Raw genomic sequence first — 18,566 nt, 5'->3', positions numbered from 1 at the left:
GTCGTGAATTGCATGCTGTATCCATCACGTCGTCATCGCAAAGTCATCGCAAAGTCATCGCATGGTCATCGCGTCGGCGGCGCGCATCAGGCCGTGGGTGCGGGCGTCGCCAGCGAGCACGAAACGCTGCCGCTGCGCGGTCCACAGCAACAGGCGAATCTCGCCGATGCGTCTGGCGGACCACTGCGCCTGCGTCGGCGCGAACAGCGCCAGAGCCGACAGCAGCACGACCGGTTGATTGTCGCCGTTCAGATAGATGAATTCGCTGACCCGCTGCAGCGGACCCAGCGCCACCACGCGCCGGTCCACGAGGCGCAATCCGATCGCCGAGAGATTCGGAGCGGACGGATCGGCGCGCGTGGGCGATGCAGCCGAAAGCTGGCCGGCGGCGCTTTCCGCGAGCGCCATCACCGCGGCGTTGTTCAGCGCCTGGGCGGACACCTGGGTGGCGGCGAGCCAGCCGCTCGCCACCGCCAACGTCAGCGCGAGTGCCGCCAGCGCGTTGAGCCACTTCCGCGTGCGTTTTGACATGTCGATGCGCTCCGGCACGCGGCGCCACCCTTCGACACGGCCCGGCACAGGTTCGTCAGTTGTTTGAAAAGCCTGCTGGATCTGCGCGTTCAGCCTGCCGTAAAACGCCACGCGGCGCGCCTCCGCCGGATCCTTGCCGAGATACTCCCGCAGAAACGCGGCGCGCTCCGGCGTCAGCGTGCCGTCGGCGTAGGCCTGAATGTCCGCTTCGGAAAGCGGCGAATCGGAAGGGGCGTCAGTGTTCATGGTGTCGGCGTGCGTCGAAGTTCGGCTGTCGAGGGGCGAACACGCACACACCCCAGTTTATTCCATATGTTTCGCACGCCAATTTCTACGCCGCTGGCGCTCGCGCGAGCGCATCTTCGTGCAGCCCTCACCGCGCCGCCCGCACGCGAGCTAACCCGGTTGCGCGTCCGTTTATTCCCGCTTTCGAATATGTTTTTTCTCTCGCGTCGAGGCAGGAATAAAAGCCGCGGACCCGTGGTTCTCCCTCATGCAAACCCGCACAAAACTCATTGGAGTTCATCATGAAGAAGATCGCTTTCGCCGCATTGTCCGTTGTCGTTCTCGCTGCTTCGTCGAGCGCTTTCGCGCAAGGCAAGACGCGTGCTGAGGTGTACCAGGAATTGATCCAGGCCCAGCAGAACGGCCTGAATTACGTCACCGATGCCTCGTATCCCGACGTGAGCCCGGTGTTCGCACAGCAGGTCGCGCAGCACAAGGAAGCACTCGCGAAAGAAGCGGCAGCCACCCCCCGCGTCGCGAATTACGACGCGCAGGCAGGCAGCGTCAATTGAAGTGGCGATACCCGGCGCGCAACCGGAACGGGCGCGCCGGATATCGAATGGAATAGATCGCTGCATCGTGTGTTTGCCCGGTAAGCGTACCTATCCGAAAGAGGAGTTTTCGTGGCAAAACCATCCGTTCCCAATCCAGCGCCTGCGTGCGTGCCTTGCCGACTCGCCGTGATCGGCGCGGCCGTGCTGGTGCTCGCCGGCGGCTTCGCTTACACGGCAGGCTGGCTGACGCCGGCGCGTCTCACCGCGCCGCGCATCGTCAACACATTCGAATCGGTGGCGGGGCAGCCGCATCCCGGTTATCGGCGCAATCATGCGAAGGGTCTGTGCATCGAAGGCTATTTCGACAGCAACGGCGAGGGCGCGGCGCTGTCCAGCGCGGAGGTCTTCGCGGCCGGCCGCACGCCGGTCACGGGACGCTTCGCGGTGCCCGGCGGCAATCCGTCCGCGCCGGATACCAGTTCGCCCGTGCGCAGCCTCGCGTTGCTGTTCCAGTTGCAAAACGGCGAACAATGGCGCACCGGCATGAATTCGACGCCGGTGTTCGCGGTGCACACGCCCGAGCAGTTCTATCAGCAACTGAGCGCCGCGAGGCCCGATCCGGCGACCGGCAAACCGGACTCGGCGAAACTCAAGGCGTTCTACGCCGCGAATCCCGAAACGCAGCCGTTTCAGGCGTGGGTGAAGGCGCATCCGCCATCGTCGAGTCTGGCGAATGCGGCGTACTACAGCATCAACGCATTCCGTTTTACCGACGCCGCCGGCAACACGCGCGCGGTGCGCTGGGCGATGGTGCCCGAGACGCCGTATGCGCCGATCACGGATGCCGAAAAAGCCGAAAAGAATTTCCTTGCAGCCGACCTCGATCAGCGCCTGCAAAACGGACCTTTGCGCTGGCATCTGATCCTGACCGTCGCGAAACCCGGCGACCCCACCGACGACGCCACGCTGCAATGGCCCAACGATCGTCAACATATCGACGCGGGCACGCTCGTGATCGATCACACGACCTCGCAGGCAAACGGCACGTGCCGCGACGTTAACTTCGATCCGACGATCCTGCCGGCGGGCATCGCGCCATCGGACGATCCCTTGCTCGCCGCGCGTTCGGCGGCGTATGCGCTGTCATACAAGCGCCGCACGCGCGAGGAAGCCTTGCATCCCGCGATTCATCAAGCCCAGACAAACGGAGATCACTCATGAGTCCGACGCGCACCCATTTCAGTCCGCTCGCGCGCCTGCTGCATTGGACAATGGCGCCGCTGATCATCGCGATGCTGTTCATCGGCGTGGGCATGGTCGCCACGGTCTCGCGCGCGCACGACACGCTGATCGCGATTCACCGACCGCTCGGCATTGCGTTGCTGCTGCTGGTGGTGCTGCGCGCGGGCGTGCGCATCACCCGCGGCAGTCCGCCGTTGCCCGACGATATGCCCGCGCTGCAGCGGTTCGCGGCGAAGGCCTCGCATCTGCTGCTGTATGTGTTGATGGCGGCCATGCCGTTGATCGGCTGGGCGATGCTGTCCGCCGCGGGTTATCCGGTCACGCTCTACGGTCCGCTGCATCTGCCGCCCATCGCGCCGCAAAACGTCGAGCTGTTCGCGTTGCTGCGCGCGTTGCACACATGGCTCGCATTCGCGTTGTTCGCCACCGTGCTGCTGCATCTCGCGGCCGCGCTGTTTCATGGGCTGATCAGGCGCGACGGGGTGTTTTCGAGCATGGCGCGCGGCGAGCGCTAGTGCTTCTTTAGCGCTTCACGCGTTCCGAGCGCGGGTCGTAAGGCGCCTTCAGATGCAGCGTGGCCGGAAGCAGTTCGCCGGCAACGTCGATCGCAAAGCTGCCGCTGTTCAGATACGCCGCATCCGCAGCGCCGGCGGGATTGTTCACGTAGCCCATTGCCACCGGACAGCCGAGCGTGTGGCCGAACGCCGCCGAACTCACGAAGCCCACCGGCTTGCCGTCGCGCAGAATCGCTTCGCCGCCCCACAGCATGCGATCCGCGGCGCCGTCGGCGGTCAGCACGACCATGCGGCGGCGCGGCGGTTCGGCGCGCAATTTAAGTAGCGCGTCGCGGCCGCGAAATGCAATGTCCTTGTCGAGCTTGCACGCGAACGCGAGGCCCGCTTCGAACGGGTTCGTATCTGGCGTGAGTTCGCGGCCCCATGCACGATAGCCTTTTTCGATGCGCAAGGAGTCGATCGCGTAGTAGCCCGCGTTGACGAGGCCGAATGCTTGACCCGCTGCGCGCAGCGTCTCGTATACGCCGACCGCGAATTCCACCGGCACGTACAGTTCCCAACCGAGTTCACCCACGTACGTGAGGCGCGTGGCCCGCACCGTCGCATAGCCGAGGTCGACCTCGCGGCTCTGGCCGAACCCGAACGCTTCGTTGCCCCAGTCCGCTTTCGACACGCTTTGCAGCAGTTCGCGCGAACGCGGGCCCATCACGGCGAGCACCGCATATTGGCCGGTCACGTCGACGAGCGTGCAGTGCCTGTCGTGTGGAATCAATTTTTCGATGCTGTCGAAGTCGCGCGTGCTTTGCGCGGTACCGGTGACGAGCAGGTATTGATCGTCCGCGAGCCGTGTGAGCGTGAAGTCGGATTCATAACCGCCGCGCTCGTTGAGCATGGCGGTGTATACCGTGGTGCCGGTCGGTACATCCACGTCGTTGGCGACGATGCCTTGCAGCACGCTTTGCGCGTCGCGCCCCTTGACGAGAAATTTGGAGAACGACGTCATGTCGAACAGCGCGACGCCTTCGCGGCACGCGCGGTGTTCGGCGCCGCTCCAGGGCAGCCAGTTCTGCTGGCCGAAGGCGTACTCGATCTTCGCCTCGTCAGGCGAGGGCGCGAAAAAGTTGGCGCGCTCCCAGCCCATCTTGCTGCCGAAACACGCGCCTTCGTCACGCAGCAGCGAATACAGCGGCGAGCGGCGAAACGGCCGCGCGCTGTCGAGTTCGCGATTCGGCCAAGGCATCGCGTAGTGCAGGCCGAGCGTTTCCTTCACGCGGTCGTGCAGCCACGTATCGTTACCGTTGAAGCGCGCGAAGCGGCGAATATCGACCGGCCACAGATCCATGGTCGGCTCGCCCGCGACGATCCATTCCGCGAGCGCCATGCCGGCACCGCCCGCCGACGCGATCCCCATCGAATTAAAACCCGCGCCGACGAAAAAGCGCCGCAGTTCGGGCGCTTCGCCCAGCATGAAGTTGTTATCCGGCGTGAACGATTCGGGCCCGTTATAGAACTGCTTCACCTGCGCCGTCTCGAGAGCGGGCACGCGCTGCAATGCATTTTCCATCAGGATTTCGAACTGATCCCAATCGTCCGGCAACAGTTGAAACTCGAAATTCTCGGGGATGCCGTTCATGCCCCACGGTTTCGCGTCCGGCTCGAAGCCGCCCATCACGAGGCCGCCCACTTCCTCCTTGAAATAGATGAAGCCGTCCGGGTCGCGCATCACCGGCAAGTCCGGATGCACGCCGGCAATCCGTTCCGTGACGATGTAGTAGTGCTCGGCCGAGTGCAGCGGCACGGTCACGCCGCACAGGCGCCCGACGGCCTTGGCCCACTGGCCCGCGCAATTCACGACGATGTCCGCGCCGAGCGTGCCTTCCTCGCCGTCCTTGTTGCGCCACGCGAGGCCGCTGACTTCGCGCGCGCCGTTCGCCTTGCCGTCCTGCGCGGTGCGCGTATGGATTGCCGTAACGCGGGTATTTTCGACGATGCGCGCGCCGCGCTGGCGGGCGCCGCGGGCGAGGGCCTGGGTCAGATCGGTGGGATTCGCCTTGCCGTCGCCAGGCAGCCAGACGGCGCCGAGCAGGTCGTCGGTGCGCATGACCGGCCACAGGTCGCCGGCTTCGCGCGGGCTGATCACGTCGCAGGCCACGCCGTAAGCGCGCGCGACGGCGGCGGTGCGTTTCAGTTGTGTCATGCGCTCGGCCGTGCGCGCTACCGAGAGTGAGCCGCATTGCTTCCAGCCGGTGGCGAGGCCGGTATCGGCTTCGAGTTCGGCATACAGCGCGGTCGAATAGCGGATCAGCTTCGTCATGCTTTCCTGGGCGCGCAACTGGCCGACGAGACCGGCGGCGTGCCAGGTCGTCCCGCACGAGAGTTGCCCCTGTTCGAGCAGCACCACATCGGTCCAACCCAGCTTAGTCAGATGGTAGGCGACCGAGCAGCCGATGATCCCGCCGCCGACGATGACGACACGAGCGTGAGTAGGAATGGATGTGGACATGTGTGGAAATGCGTGGATTGAGTGTGCGTAGATTGCCGTAAAAAGACACGGAATGCAACGAACCCGCAACCGCGGTGTGTTTGGGGCGGCGTCATGAAATGGTCATACGATTGTGTTTTTAAAACGTAGCTGTCGCACCAAGGGAGTGTTTCCGAAGAACGGGACTCGCCGCTACCGCCACCCAGATGTGGTTTTGGTTGGAAACGTGTGGCTATCCAACCCGCCGAACTGTGTCTTTTGCTAGACTCCACTGAACCGTCACCGCCCAATCGCCATGTTTTCCAACCAGCGCCAAGCCGAAATCCTGCGACTCCTCCGCGAGCAGCGCACCTGCACGATCACGGATCTCGCCGGCCGTTTCGACGTGTCCGACGAAACCATCCGCCGCAACATCAAACCGCTGATCGCGGACGGCCTGCTGATCAAGGTCCACGGCGGCGTCATGCTGCCTGAGCGGCTCGACGAGCCGCCGTTCCAGCGGCGCATGACGGCGAGCCAGGAGGGCAAGCGGGCAATCGGCGCGCGCATCGGCGAACTGGTGCGGGACGGCGATTCGCTGATCCTGGAGGGCGGCACGACCTGTCTGCATATTGCGCAGGCGCTCGCCGCCCGCTCGCGGCTCACCGTCGTGACCCCTTCCATCGAAGTCGCGCGCGTGCTGGCGCCGCGCAATGGCAACCGGGTTTTCATCACGGGCGGCGAGTTGCGGCCGGACGATTGCGCCGCGGTCGGCGACAGCGCGCTGGCGTTTCTACGGCAGTTTCACGTGCGCTACGCGATCGTCTCGGTCACCGCGATCGACATGCAGGGGCGTTTCATGGACGCGCTGCCCGCCGACGCTGCATTTTCGCAGGCAGCTTTCACTCAGGCCGAACGCCGCGTCGTCGCGGCGGATCACGCGAAATTCGGCCACAGCGCGCTGGTGCATGCGTTCGGCGCCGACGCCGTCGATCTGCTGGTAACGGATGAAGCGCCGGCGCCCGCACTGGCTCAGGTGTTCGCGGCGGCGGGGGTGGATGTGGAGGTGGGCACACAAGCAATTTCGTCCAACGCGTAAAATGGCCGGTTACCACAGGCAATCGATGCCGCACAGACAGTCACCGGCCGCCGCCCTTCGCGCGCTGTCGGACTGGTTCTGTCCGCGCGCTTGCCCAAGCCGGCTTGAATAGGATTGGACGCTGATGTCGTCAGTTTTCTTTGATCGGGAACGGATTGCAGAGTGGCTCGGGGACCATACCGTCGCCAAGGCGCGCTCGGTCGGCCCTGTCAGCAACGTGAAATGGCACGGCGCCACGCTCAGCGGCGAGGTGCAGGGCACCCGACCGACACCCTACAAAACGCGGGTGCAATTCCGCACCGACGGCGGTTCGCCCTGGGCGCAGGGCGACTGCTCTTGCCCGGTCGGCCGCAACTGCAAGCACGTCGCCGCGCTGTTGTTCGCCGAGCTCGAGTACCACGACGAGATGGACCATATCACCCAGGTCGAACTGGACGACGGCGAGACCGCGGGCGACCTGCCGCCGAAGCGGATTGCACACATGGGGCACATGGGACAGCCGTCGGGCGTGCGGCCCGAACTGGTCAGTTGGCTCGAACGTTTTCGCGCCCGGGCCGAGGCCGCGGATGCCGACGCGCAGAAGGCGAGCGCCCCACGCACGCAGACGCTCGCGTACCAGCTGAACTGGTCCAGCTTCCACAAGCGCCACGAGGTGGTGCTGCACCGCGCGCGCTGCAATGCCGCCGGCGCGGTCGTCGCGGTCGACGAAGCCTGGGGCAATGTGGAAGCGGCGCTGCTCAAACAGCCGAAGTTCGTCTCCGACGAAGACCTGTCGATCCTGCGCGGTCTGTGGCTGGGCCGCTCGCGTGAGGATTTCGGCCAGTTCATTCTGCGCGGCACGAGCGGCGCGGAGACGCTGCAAAAACTGATCGCCACGGGGCGGCTGTTCTTCGACTTCAAGCCCGCGCCGGGCGAGGCGGGCCCGACCGCGCTGTCGCGCGGCGCCGACCGGCCCGGCCGGATCGAATGGGAGCCGCTCGCCGACGAACGTCTGCGGCCTGTGCTCTGCACCGAGCCGCGCGCCAGCATGGTGCTGCCGACCGAGCCGGTCTGGTACGTGGACGGCGTCGCGAATGAGGCCGGCATTGTCCAGTCGTCGCTGCCGTTCCAGCAGTTGCCCGATTATCTGGCCATGCCGCCAATCTCGCTCGCCGAAGCGCCGCTGGTCGCCTCGGTGCTGCGCGAGATCGCGCCCGAGTTGCCGCTGCCACCCACGCAAGACGCGTCCGCGATTCGCGTGATCGATGTCGAGCCCGTGCCGGTACTCTCACTCAATAGTCACGCGCTGCCGTCGTCGGCGGGCAAGGCGGGGCTGCGGCAAACCGCGGCGGTCGAACTGGCCGGCGTGAGTTTCGATTACGACGGCGTGAGCATCAACGTGGACAGCAGCGTGACGCTCGTGCCGATGCCGGGCGGCGATGTCATTCATATCCGCCGCCGCTACGAGGCCGAGAAAAAACGTCTGCTCGAACTGCGCAAGACCGGTTTGCAGAAGGTGCCCACCAGCCGGGTCTACGCCTCGCGGCTGCTGCCCGACACCATGCTCGGCTTGCCCGATGCCGAGGCGTGGTCCACGTTCGTCAACGACGCCGTGCCGGAACTCGTGAGCAAAGGCTGGCGTGTGACGATGGCGCCCGAGTTCCGCTACAACGTGATCGAGATTGACGCGATCGAAGGCACCGCGCATCAGGCCGGCGACGGCTGGTTCGATCTGGAGATGGGCATTCGCATCGGCGAGCGCAACGTGCGGCTCGAACCGTTGCTCGCCGACCTGTTCCGGCGCGACCGGCGCTGGCTGGGCGGCGCGCTCGAAGCCATCGCCGACGACGAGCCAATCGAGCTGAAGACCGAGGAGAACAAGCGTCTGCGTTTGCGCGCCGATCGTCTGAAGCCGGTGGTGCGCGTGCTCGTGGATCTGTTCGACACCCTTGGCGGCTCGCTCGCGGACGGTGCGCCGCTGCGCGTGGCATCCGTCGACGCCGGCCGCCTGGAAGCGCTGAACGGCACCGGCCGCTGGCAATTCCGCGGCGACGATTCGATCCGCCAGCTTGCGCAGCGTCTGCAAGCCGGGCCAGGCCTGCGTGAAGTCCAGGTGCCGCGTGGGCTGAAGGCCGAACTGCGGACCTATCAGCAGCAAGGCCTGAACTGGATGCAGTTTCTGCGCGAACAGAATCTCGCCGGCGTGCTCGCCGACGACATGGGTCTGGGCAAGACCGTGCAGACGCTCGCGCATATCCTCGCGGAAAAAGAAGCGGGGCGTCTGACACAGCCGGCGCTGATCGTGGTGCCGACCACGCTCGTTCACAACTGGCGCGAGGAAGCGCGCCGCTTCGCGCCCGAACTGAAAGTGCTGGTGTTGAACGGACCGCAGCGCAAGGAGCGCTTCGAGCAGATCGGCGAACACGAGCTGATTCTGACCACGTACGCGCTGTTGTGGCGCGATCAAAAGGTGCTCGCCGAGCATGAGTATCACTTGCTGATTCTCGACGAAGCGCAGTACGTGAAGAACGCCACCACCAAAGCCGCGCAGGCGATTCGCGGGCTGCGCGCGCGGCATCGGCTGTGTTTGACGGGCACGCCGCTGGAGAATCATCTCGGCGAGCTGTGGTCGCAGTTCGACTTTCTGTTGCCGGGTTTTCTCGGCAGCCAGAAAGACTTCACCAGGCGCTGGCGCAACCCGATCGAAAAAAACGGCGACGGCGTGCGCCGCTCGTTGCTCGCGCGCCGTATCCGGCCGTTCATGCTGCGCCGTCGCAAGGACGAGGTCGCCAAGGAGTTGCCGGCCAAGACCACGATCCTGTGCTCGGTGGATCTCGAAGGCGCGCAGCGCGATCTCTACGAAACCGTGCGCACGGCGATGCAGGAGAAAGTGCGCGCCGCTGTCAGCGCGCAGGGTCTCGCGCGCAGTCACATCATCGTGCTCGACGCTTTGCTGAAGCTGCGCCAGGTGTGCTGCGATCCGCGACTCGTCAGAACGCTGAAGGCCACCGGCGAGGCGGGCGACGTGTCTGAAAAAGCCGACAGGACGAGCAAGGTCGAGAAGGGCGCGCGCGCCATGCGGTCGGCCAAGCTCGACCTGCTTCTGTCCATGCTGCCCGAACTGATCGAGGAAGGCCGCCGCGTGCTGCTGTTCTCGCAGTTCACCGGCATGTTGTCGCTGATCGCACAAGCGCTCGAAGAAGCCGCGATTCCCTACGTGATGCTCACGGGCGACACGACGGATCGCGTCACGCCGGTCGAGCGTTTTCAGAAGGGCGAGGTGCCGCTGTTCCTGATCAGCCTGAAGGCGGGCGGCGTCGGCCTGAACCTGACCGCCGCCGACACGGTGATCCACTACGACCCGTGGTGGAACCCGGCCGCCGAGAATCAGGCGACCGATCGCGCGCATCGGCTGGGCCAGGACAAGCCGGTGTTCGTCTACAAGCTGATCGCGGCGGGCAGCATCGAGGAAAAGATCGTCGAGTTGCAGGAGCAGAAGGCCGGACTCGCCGACAGCATTCTTTCCGAAGACGCCGCCGGGGCCGCCAAGTTCTCGGACGACGACCTCGACGCGCTATTCGCGCCGATGCCGGAAATCGAAGGCGGCCGGTAGGAACCGGCAAGCCGGAAAGCCATCTCGAAACGTCCGGCGCGCATGCCGCGCCGCGCGACGTTACGCCCGTTCGCGGGCGCTCAAATATCTCCACATTTGACGCTGCCATAAGCGCAAGCGTGACAAATCGTCAAGGAACGCCCTGTTCCCGGCGCCACCGTCAACGCTTTGTCCTGACACTCGTTGAACACGCGACCGTGAAGCGGTCAGTCAACGCAGTTCGTTAAGGAAATAACGTCCATGAAGAAGCACATTTTCGCCGCTACCGTCGCGGGTTTGTTCTCGATCGGCGCATTCGCCCAGGCATCCACGCCGGTCGGCGTCTCGTCGCAAGCCGGTGTGGCTACGCAGGAGGCCTCCGCGCCGGCTGCGAAGCATCACCACAAGAAAAAGCATCACAAGCACGCGCATCACCATCAGGCTGCTTCGGCGGCCGGCGGCGCGCAAAACGCGCCGTCGAATGACGACGCGGCGCCGGCTAAGCCGTAAGCATCGCCCGACGATGTGACGATGCGGGCCGGCGCAAGTCGCCGGCCCGCATCGATTGACCCGGATCTCCCCGATGAAAACCTGTACGTCCCGCTTTGCCAGATCGGGCTCCTCCATGCTGTTCGCGTTGTCGCTCGCCGCGTCGTTGACAAGTTGCGCGCTGCCCGTGTCGCCGGCGCGCTCGACCCATATTGACGATGCAGCGCCGCTCGCGCTTGCACCTTTGCCTACGCCGGTGCCTGCGCCGGTGCCCACTTCGCAAGTCCCCGCGGGCTTCTACCGCGTCAACCCCGGCGACACGCAGATCGGCGTCGCCAAGGCGTTCGGCCGCGAGCCTTCGGCGCTCGCGCAGTGGAATCACTTATCGCCGGCGGATGGCTTGCGCGTCGATCAGGTGCTGCGCGTCGCGCCACCGTCAATGGCCAGCGCACCCGGCATAACCGGCGCTCCATCGAATTCGCTCGCACAAGCGCGAGCCATCTTCGCGGATAGTTCGAGTGAGCCTGCGTCCGCAAAGGCGCGACTCGCGTGGCCGGTAAGCGGTCTCGTGAGCGCGCCGTTCGTGGCGGGCAAGACGAAGGGGATCGTAATAGGCGGGCGCGTCGGCGAACCCGTGCGGGCGGCGTCCGGCGGCCGGGTTGTCTACGTGGGCGGGCGCATCGCGGCGTACGGCAAGCTGATCATCATCAAGCACGACACCGATCTGTTGACGGCGTACGGCAACAACCGCGCGTTGCTCGTCAAGGAAGGCACGGCCGTCAAGGCAGGCGACGTGATCGCCGAAATGGGCGCCGACGACAAAGGCCAGGCGTCGCTGCGTTTCGAAGTGCGCGCGGGTGGCAAACCGGTCGATCCGCTCAAGTACCTCCCGAAGCGCCAGTAACGCGGCGCGCTCGCGGCCCCGCCGCTCATCCGCAGTGACCTCGAACTCGAACGCGACGCGGCGCTTGCCATGGCCAGCGCGTCGCGCGACGTGATGCCTATGACTTTCTATCTACAGTGCTTCGCGGCAGCCCGGCGCGCGCCGGCAGTCCTGCTGCTCGGCGTGCTGCTCGCGCTCGCCGGATGCGCGCAACCGGGCGCGCGGCGCGATTCGCTGAGCGGCCGCGCTGCCGTCGACCGCCTCGGTTACGACGCAACGCGGCACGCAGCTCAAACGGGCGACAGCGGCGACACCGACGCATCGAATGCATTAGACACCGTGAGCGACGCGCCGACGCCCAATCCAGCGGCGAACGCCGATGCTGCATCGTCCACACACGCCTGCGCCTGCGGCAACAGCTTCCGGCAAACCGGCATGGCAACGTGGTACGGCAAGCAGTTTCAGGGGCGCCGCACCGCGAGCGGCGAGCGCTACGACATGCACGCGCTTACGGCGGCGCATCGCACCTTTCCGCTGGGCGCATGCGTGCGGGTGACGGCGCTCGGCGGTGCGCGTTCGGTGATCGTTCGTATCAACGATCGCGGGCCGTTCGTGCGTGGCCGGATCGTCGATCTATCGTACGCCGCCGCGCAGGCGCTCGGTATGGGCGCGGCGGGCAATGCGCAGGTCACGCTGGAACGCATCGCGACAACACGCCGCTGTCAGGAAGCCGGTGCCTGAAGCCGAATCGCGATGACGAAAGGGTTACGGTTGAACATATGACCCGATCGATTAAAGACAACCGTAAGACTCCGACAATCGCGCAACTGTAACAAAACCGCTGCGTATGTAAATTCGCCGACGCGGGCGCTTCAATTCATACTATTTTCAGCGCATAGGGCTCAAGCTCTCTCCTACGCAAGAATTACGTCCGACGTAATAACTACCTCACGGCCAGTTACAAAGGCAGTTCTTTCATCTTGAGCGCAATTTTCTGACAGGCTAATTTAACTTCACTCGTGCGGCTTGACCCCGGCGAGCGTGTGATGTTTTGGGCGGCGTCGGCCTTCGGATTGAGGCCGCGCCGCATTTTTTTGTCCGGACGGCGAGTCCTGCGGTTTAACAATTCTTAAACGATTTATTTTGAGACTGTTCCTATACTGACTCGCAAATTGTCAAATCGCCACGAGCTGAATGCAGGACGCGGCGTGAAACGACAACGGCGAACGGGGCCAATCACCGTGCAAGCGAGACCAGCCGACCCGAACCACGAGCCAAGCGGTCGATACCAATAATGGCGTCGCATAGCCGGACCGGATAGCGGCTTAATCGCATCCGAAAAGAGCGGTCGTTTTTCGATTATGATGACCTTCCCCTCGATACCCGGCGCGATAAAGCGAATCGCGCGTCCTAATACCGAGATGGCGGCGGGCAGGCCTGAAAGGGCGCAAGGCAAGGGACCATAAGTCTAAAAATGTGCAGCCGAAGATGAAATTGGAAGCCGGATCGTCGGTGCTTACGCCGTCATCCCGGTCATCTGCCGGCTAACCGGCCACCAGTTACGAAGAATGTCGCGTTGCGGGGTGTTATGAGAATTGCTGTCCTGGATGACGATTCGGCTCAGGCCGACCTGGTTTGCCAGACACTGTCGGCGGCGGGCCATATCTGTCACGCATTCGGCGCGGGTCGTGAACTGGTGCGGCAACTGCGGCGCCAGACGTTCGATCTGCTGGTGCTCGACTGGAACGTGCCCGACATGTCGGGCGAAGAGGTGCTGCGCTGGGTGCGCGAAAGCCTCTCCGAGCGCCTGCCGGTTCTGTTCATGACGAGTCGCGGCCGCGAAACCGACATCACGTCGATTCTCAACACGGGCGCGGACGACTATGTCGTCAAACCGGTGTCCGCCGCGGTCTTGCTGGCGCGCGTCGGTTCACTACTGCGCCGCGCGTACCATCTCAAGCCGCCCGCGGCGAAGGAAGTCTTCGGCGAATTCGAATTCGATCTGGGCGCCAAGCACGTGGTGGTGCGCGGCACGACGGTCGCCGTCACGCAGAAAGAGTTCGAACTCGCGCTGCTGCTGTTCCAGCATCTGAGCCGGCCGCTGTCGCGCGCGCATATTCTCGACGTGATCTGGAAGCAGGCGACCGACATTCCGTCGCGCACCATGGACACCCACGTGTCGATGCTGCGCAGCAAGCTCGGCCTGCGCCCGGAGCAGGGCTACCGGCTGACGCCGATTTACGGCTACGGCTACCGGCTGGAACGAATCGATTCCGCCACGCCGCCGGCGGCGCCCGGCCAACGTCCTGAAGCGGGGGAGGCGTGACGGTTGCCGTCGCTGGGGCAGCAGGCGGCAGCCCGGTTTCGCCGGGCCGCCGCGGCGGCGCATGGCTCGCGGCGGCCGGCCTTCTGGCGATGACCTGTTTCGCGCCGGTGTCGGCGTCCGCGCAAGCGTCGCACGCTTCGCGCGCGCCCAAGCCGCGTGTGAAAGCCGCCGCGCCGGCTTATGTCTCGTATCTGACCCACGCAGGCGACACGCTCTACGAGATCGCCGGCCGCTATCTGCGCGACCCGAGCGATTGGGCCGTGCTGAGCCGGCTGAATCATGTGCCCGCGCCACGCCGCTTGCCGGCCGGCATCGCGTTGCTGCTGCCTGCCGACAAGCTCAAACAGGAACAGGAATCGGCCCGCGTGATCGCGACCAGCGGGCCGGCCGAGCACGCGTTCGGCAAGAACCCCTACGTGCCGCTCGCTGAAGGCACGACGCTCGGCGAAGGCGACCGCGTGCGCACGGGAGACAACGGTTTTGTGACGCTGGAGTTGCCGGACGGCTCGCACGTCACGGTGGGGCAGAACGGCCTGCTGGATATCGGCACGCTGAGGCGCACCACGCTGACCGGCGCCAGCGATCGCATGCTCGAACTGCGCAACGGCGAAGTCGAAAGCCAGGTTACGCATGCGACCAAAAAGGACGACCGCTTCCAGATCCGCTCGCCGTCCGTTGTCGCGGGCGTGCGCGGCACGCGCTTCAAGGTCGTCTACGACGGCGGCGCGCAAACCACCGCGGTGGAGGTGCTGGACGGCGCGGTCGGCGTCGACCCGGCCGCGCTCGGCGCTCGCGCTTTTGCGCCGGCGCCCGGCATGCCGCTGCAGGCTGCCGCGCAACTCGTGAAGGCGCGCTTCGGCAGTGTGACCCAGGCGGGCGGCGCGATCGGCGGCCCGGTCGAATTGCTGCCCGCGCCGGCGCTCACGCAGCCGGCCAAGGTGCAGGACGGCAAAACAGTCGCGTTCGACCTCGTGCCGGCCGACCGCGCGGTGGCCTACCGCGTGCAGATCGCGCGCGACGCGGACCAGCTGGACCTGATCCGCGACCAGCGCGTGAGCGAGCCGCACGCGGATTTCGGCGACCTGGCCGACGGCACCTATTTCGTACGCATTGCCGCGATCGACGCTCACGGCCTCGAAGGCTTGCCGCAGGTGTATGCGTTCGAACGCCGGCAGCTCGGATTGGCCGCGTCCGCAACGCAGCGGGCCGGCCGCCGCGACTACGAATTCCGCTGGTTCGTCAGCCGCGCCACAGCCGGGACACGCTTCCGTTTCGTGCTGGCGAGCACGGCCGATCTGCGCCATCCGCTCGTGGACCGCACCGATCTGTCCAGCGGTCAACTGAGCGTGAGCGATCTGCCGCCGGGCGTCTATTACTGGACGATCGTCGCCGAGCAGTTCGAGAACGGCCGCTTCTATGAAAAGAGCAGTGCGGTGCGCTCGTTTACGCTTGCGCGCTGACGCTGGTAGATTCACGGGGCTGAGCCATGCATCAGCCCGCTTCCTGGTTTCGAACCAAGCAACCCTTTGCCGACCACTCCTACGCGCCTGAGCCTCGATCCGCGCGCCCGTCTCGGACGGCGCGCCGGCCGCCGCTTCCTGATCGAATGGGTGGGTATCGGCTGTCTCGGCGTCGTGGTGATTCTGCTCAGTTCGCTCGGCCGCATGAGCGCGAGCGTCGATCATCTGGTCTATGACCGCTTTCTGAGCCTGCATGCGCCGCCACTGCTGCGCGATATCGTGGTGATTGAAATCGACAACGCAAGCATCGCGCAACTCGGCCGCTGGCCGTGGCCGCGCAGTGTTCACGCGAAGCTGCTGGAACAGATCGCCGGCGCGAAACCCGCCGCGGTGATCTACGACGTGCTGTTCACCGAAGCCAACCCGCAGGACGCCGACCTCGCCCGCGCGATCGCGCTGAGTCCGACCTATCTGCCGATCTTGCTCACCGCGCCCGATGACAGCGGCCGTCGCGTCGTGGTCGAGCCGGTGGCGCCGCTCGCGCATGCGGCGGCGGGGCTAGGCCATATCAATCTCGAAGTCGACAGCGACGGCATCGTGCGCAGCGTCGCGCGCTACGAGGGCGACGCGGATGCGCGCTGGCCACAACTGATGGTGCCGGTCGCCCGGGCGGTGGAGCACGGCTCGCTCCACCTGATCGGCTCGCCGCGCGGTCCTGCCTTGCACGCAGCCGAAACCGACTCCTCGGCCGACGACGCCGGCGAAGGCCGTTTCCTGATCCCGTTCGGTCACAACGCGCAGAACTACACGAAACTGAGTTTCGCGCGCGTGCTCGCCGGCAATGTGACGCCGGAGCAGTTACGCGGCCGCATCGTGCTGATCGGCGTGACCGCGTCCGGCTTGTACGACCGCTTCGCGACGCCCGTGTCCGGTGAACTCGGTCCGCTGCCCGGCGTGTATATCCACGCGAACGTGCTCGACACGCTGCTCACCGGCCGCGAGATCGAGCCGGTCTATCCGTGGATGCTGTTCGCGGTGTCGCTCGCGCCGCTTGCCGCATTGCTGGCCGGATTTCTCGTACTGTCGCCGCGCCGTTCATTGTTGCTCACCGGTGCGCTGTGTCTGCTCGCGGTGGCCGGCAGCGCCGCCTTGCTGTACGGCGCGCGGCTCTGGATGTCGCCGGTGCCGGCGATCGCGGGTCTGGTGGCCGTATATCCAATCTGGAACTGGCGGCGCCTCGAAATGACCATGGCGTATCTGCGCGGAGAACTACAGCGTCTCGCCGACGAACCCCATCTGCTGCCGGAAACGCCGCAGCGCCGCCGCGAGTTCGGCGGCGACGTGCTGGAGCAGCACATGGCGCTGATGGCGCAGGCCGCGCAGCGCGTGCAGGACATGAAGCGTTTCGTATGGGACAGCCTCGACAGCATGCCCGAGCCGATCCTCGTGAGCGACGTGCGCGGTGTCGTGCTGATCGCCAACCATGCCGCCAAGGCGCATTTCGCGCGGCTCGGCGCGCCGCTGCCCGAAGGCCGGCCGATGCAGGACGTGCTGGGCGGCTTGACCCTCGTAAAGACGATCGACACCGATGCGGCCTCCAAGGCCGAAAACAATCTGCTCGCCCGCACGCACTGGCCGGCGCCGCTCGATCCCGCGCGCCACGAATTCGCCGCGCTGATGGCGCACGGCGTCGAGGTGCGCGACGCCCACGAGCGCGATCATTTGCTGCGCTACGCGAACTGCACCAACGAGCAGGGCGAGACGACCGGCTGGATTGCGGGCCTCGTCAATGTGTCGGCCTTGCATGCGGCCGAGCGTCAGCGCGAAGACGCGCTGCGGCTCCTCTCGCACGACATGCGTTCGCCGCAGGCGTCGATTCTCGCGCTGGTGGAGATCGAACGTGCCCGGCGCGAGCCGGAACTCGCTCGCGGCTTGCTCGAACGCATTGAACGCTACGCGCAGCGCGCGCTGACGCTGGCCGACGACTTCGTGCAACTGGCGCGCGCCGAATCGCAAACCTATGTGCTCGAACCGGTGAATCTCGCCGAGTTGATGATCGACGCGAGCGACGAAGTCTGGCCGCAGGCGCACGCCAGGCGCATCACGCTGCACACGGAGACGGGCATTGCCGACGCTGCCGACGATGGCCACTGGATCTGCGCCGACCGGTCGCTGATGACACGCGCGCTCGTCAACATTCTGAACAACGCGGTCAAGTACAGCCCGCCGGATACGCGGATCGTGTGCAGCATTGCGAGCCTGCCGCCGAAGGGCGTGCCGGCGACGGTCAGGCGCGTGTCGTGCACGATTCGCGATCAGGGCTACGGCATCCCGAAAGAGCAGCAGGCCGGGTTGTTCGAGCGCTTCCGGCGGTTTCACGAAACCGAGCGGCCGGAAGTGGGCGGCGCCGGGCTCGGCATGGCCTTCGTCAAGACGGTCGTCACGCGCCACGGCGGCGATGTCGAGGTGGCGAGCGAGCCCGGCCAGGGCACGGCATTCACGATTTGCCTGCCGGTGCTCGAAGACGCACAATCGGGTGCCTCGGTCACGCCGCGCCCATGACATACGAACACACACCTTATCGAAGCGAGAAGATGGTGAAAGCACTCCTGATCTGTGCCGCGCTGGCGTCGGCAAGTCTCACCGGTTGCACGGGTCTGAGCGCCGACGTGCATACCGCCGGTGCCAGGAACGCGGCCGCCGCGTTGCAAGGCGAGCGGACTTACACGATCGTGCGCATGCCGTCGCAAGAAGTCAGCGCGGATCATCCGCAGTTCGAGCGCCTGCTGGTGGACGAGTTGGCGAAGCAGGGCTTTGTCGCGACGGCGGCTGGAACCGCGCGCTATCTGCTCTCAGTCGCCTACGACACGCGGCCGGCGACCATCGGCGTCAATGAAAGCGGCTGTACGTCAGGCGACTGCCGGCGCGGGCCCGCCGCACCGTTCTCTCTGTTCGGCGGTCCCGCGTACCAGCATGCGCTGACGCTGCGGTTTTTCGAGTGCGCGAGCGGACAGGAGGTCTATAAAGTGAGCGCGGTGAGCAGCGACCGCGACGCGGACCCGCTGCATGCCATGCCGACGCTCGTCAAAAGCGCGCTCGCCAGTTTTCCCTTCGATGCGCCACCCGATTGGCGCGTCAAATTGCGCGTCGACGAAACCGGCGGTGTGCCGGTAGTGACGTCACTGAAGCCGCTTCAGCCGTAAGGGCTGT

General features: G+C 65.6%; 14 protein-coding genes. 12 read left to right on the top strand and 2 right to left on the bottom strand.

Annotation, left to right across the window (positions count from 1 at the left end; translation table 11 throughout):
- Positions 1-54: 54 nt before the first annotated feature.
- Positions 55-777, bottom strand: coding sequence for a transcriptional regulator (locus B0G82_RS34070; protein ID WP_116144642.1), 723 nt, complete (start codon positions 775-777; stop codon positions 55-57).
- Positions 778-1,058: 281 nt separating this feature from the next.
- Here B0G82_RS34070 and B0G82_RS34065 point away from each other — a divergent pair, with 281 nt between their 5' ends.
- The 3 genes from B0G82_RS34065 (at position 1,059) to B0G82_RS34055 (ending at position 3,067) form a co-directional block, all read left to right on the top strand.
- Complete coding sequence (locus B0G82_RS34065) at positions 1,059-1,328, top strand: DUF4148 domain-containing protein (protein WP_121310456.1); 270 nt, start codon at positions 1,059-1,061, stop codon at positions 1,326-1,328.
- A gap of 111 nt (positions 1,329-1,439) precedes the next feature.
- Positions 1,440-2,531, top strand: coding sequence for a catalase family peroxidase (locus B0G82_RS34060; protein WP_121310455.1), 1,092 nt, complete (start codon positions 1,440-1,442; stop codon positions 2,529-2,531).
- Positions 2,528-3,067 (top strand): cytochrome b, encoded by a 540-nt coding sequence (locus B0G82_RS34055; RefSeq protein ID WP_121310454.1) that lies wholly within the window; start codon positions 2,528-2,530, stop codon positions 3,065-3,067. The genes B0G82_RS34060 and B0G82_RS34055 overlap by 4 nt, the downstream gene beginning before the upstream one ends.
- Positions 3,068-3,074: 7 nt before the next feature.
- Here the strand turns inward: B0G82_RS34055 and B0G82_RS34050 are convergent, their stop codons facing one another.
- A complete protein-coding gene (locus B0G82_RS34050) occupies positions 3,075-5,570 on the bottom strand; it encodes an FAD-dependent oxidoreductase (RefSeq protein ID WP_121310453.1) in 2,496 nt (831 codons plus the stop codon).
- A gap of 274 nt (positions 5,571-5,844) precedes the next feature.
- On the opposite strand from B0G82_RS34050, the gene B0G82_RS34045 reads away from it, so the two are divergent.
- The 9 genes from B0G82_RS34045 to B0G82_RS34005 all read left to right on the top strand — a co-directional run bounded on the left by B0G82_RS34045 (position 5,845) and on the right by B0G82_RS34005 (position 18,559).
- Positions 5,845-6,627, top strand: coding sequence for a DeoR/GlpR family DNA-binding transcription regulator (locus tag B0G82_RS34045; protein ID WP_121310452.1), 783 nt, complete (start codon positions 5,845-5,847; stop codon positions 6,625-6,627).
- Between the two features lie 124 nt (positions 6,628-6,751).
- Positions 6,752-10,219, top strand: a complete 3,468-nt coding sequence (locus tag B0G82_RS34040; protein WP_121310451.1) for a DEAD/DEAH box helicase — start codon at positions 6,752-6,754, stop codon at positions 10,217-10,219.
- 240 nt (positions 10,220-10,459) lie between these two features.
- A complete protein-coding gene (locus B0G82_RS34035) occupies positions 10,460-10,708 on the top strand; it encodes a hypothetical protein (RefSeq protein WP_121310450.1) in 249 nt (82 codons plus the stop codon).
- Positions 10,709-10,781: 73 nt separating this feature from the next.
- A complete protein-coding gene (locus B0G82_RS34030; RefSeq protein ID WP_121310449.1) occupies positions 10,782-11,591 on the top strand; it encodes a peptidoglycan DD-metalloendopeptidase family protein in 810 nt (269 codons plus the stop codon).
- Positions 11,592-11,690: 99 nt separating this feature from the next.
- The gene (locus tag B0G82_RS34025; protein ID WP_121311027.1) at positions 11,691-12,311 is read left to right on the top strand and encodes a septal ring lytic transglycosylase RlpA family protein; all 621 of its coding nucleotides are present in this window, start codon (positions 11,691-11,693) and stop codon (positions 12,309-12,311) included.
- A gap of 847 nt (positions 12,312-13,158) precedes the next feature.
- A complete protein-coding gene (locus tag B0G82_RS34020) occupies positions 13,159-13,896 on the top strand; it encodes a response regulator transcription factor (protein WP_121310448.1) in 738 nt (245 codons plus the stop codon).
- Positions 13,893-15,356, top strand: a complete 1,464-nt coding sequence (locus tag B0G82_RS34015; protein WP_121310447.1) for a FecR domain-containing protein — start codon at positions 13,893-13,895, stop codon at positions 15,354-15,356. Before B0G82_RS34020 ends, B0G82_RS34015 begins: the two co-directional genes overlap by 4 nt.
- 66 nt (positions 15,357-15,422) lie before the next feature.
- Positions 15,423-17,918 (top strand): CHASE2 domain-containing protein, encoded by a 2,496-nt coding sequence (locus tag B0G82_RS34010; protein ID WP_121310446.1) that lies wholly within the window; start codon positions 15,423-15,425, stop codon positions 17,916-17,918.
- Complete coding sequence (locus tag B0G82_RS34005; RefSeq protein WP_121310445.1) at positions 17,915-18,559, top strand: DUF4136 domain-containing protein; 645 nt, start codon at positions 17,915-17,917, stop codon at positions 18,557-18,559. The genes B0G82_RS34010 and B0G82_RS34005 overlap by 4 nt, the downstream gene beginning before the upstream one ends.
- The last annotated feature ends 7 nt before the right edge of the window (positions 18,560-18,566 follow it).

This window comes from Paraburkholderia sp. BL17N1 (assembly GCF_003634175.1).
Taxonomy (GTDB): Bacteria; Pseudomonadota; Gammaproteobacteria; order Burkholderiales; family Burkholderiaceae; genus Paraburkholderia.
Note: the sequence above shows the minus strand (reverse complement) of the source record. Positions and strands in the feature narration are given on the sequence as shown.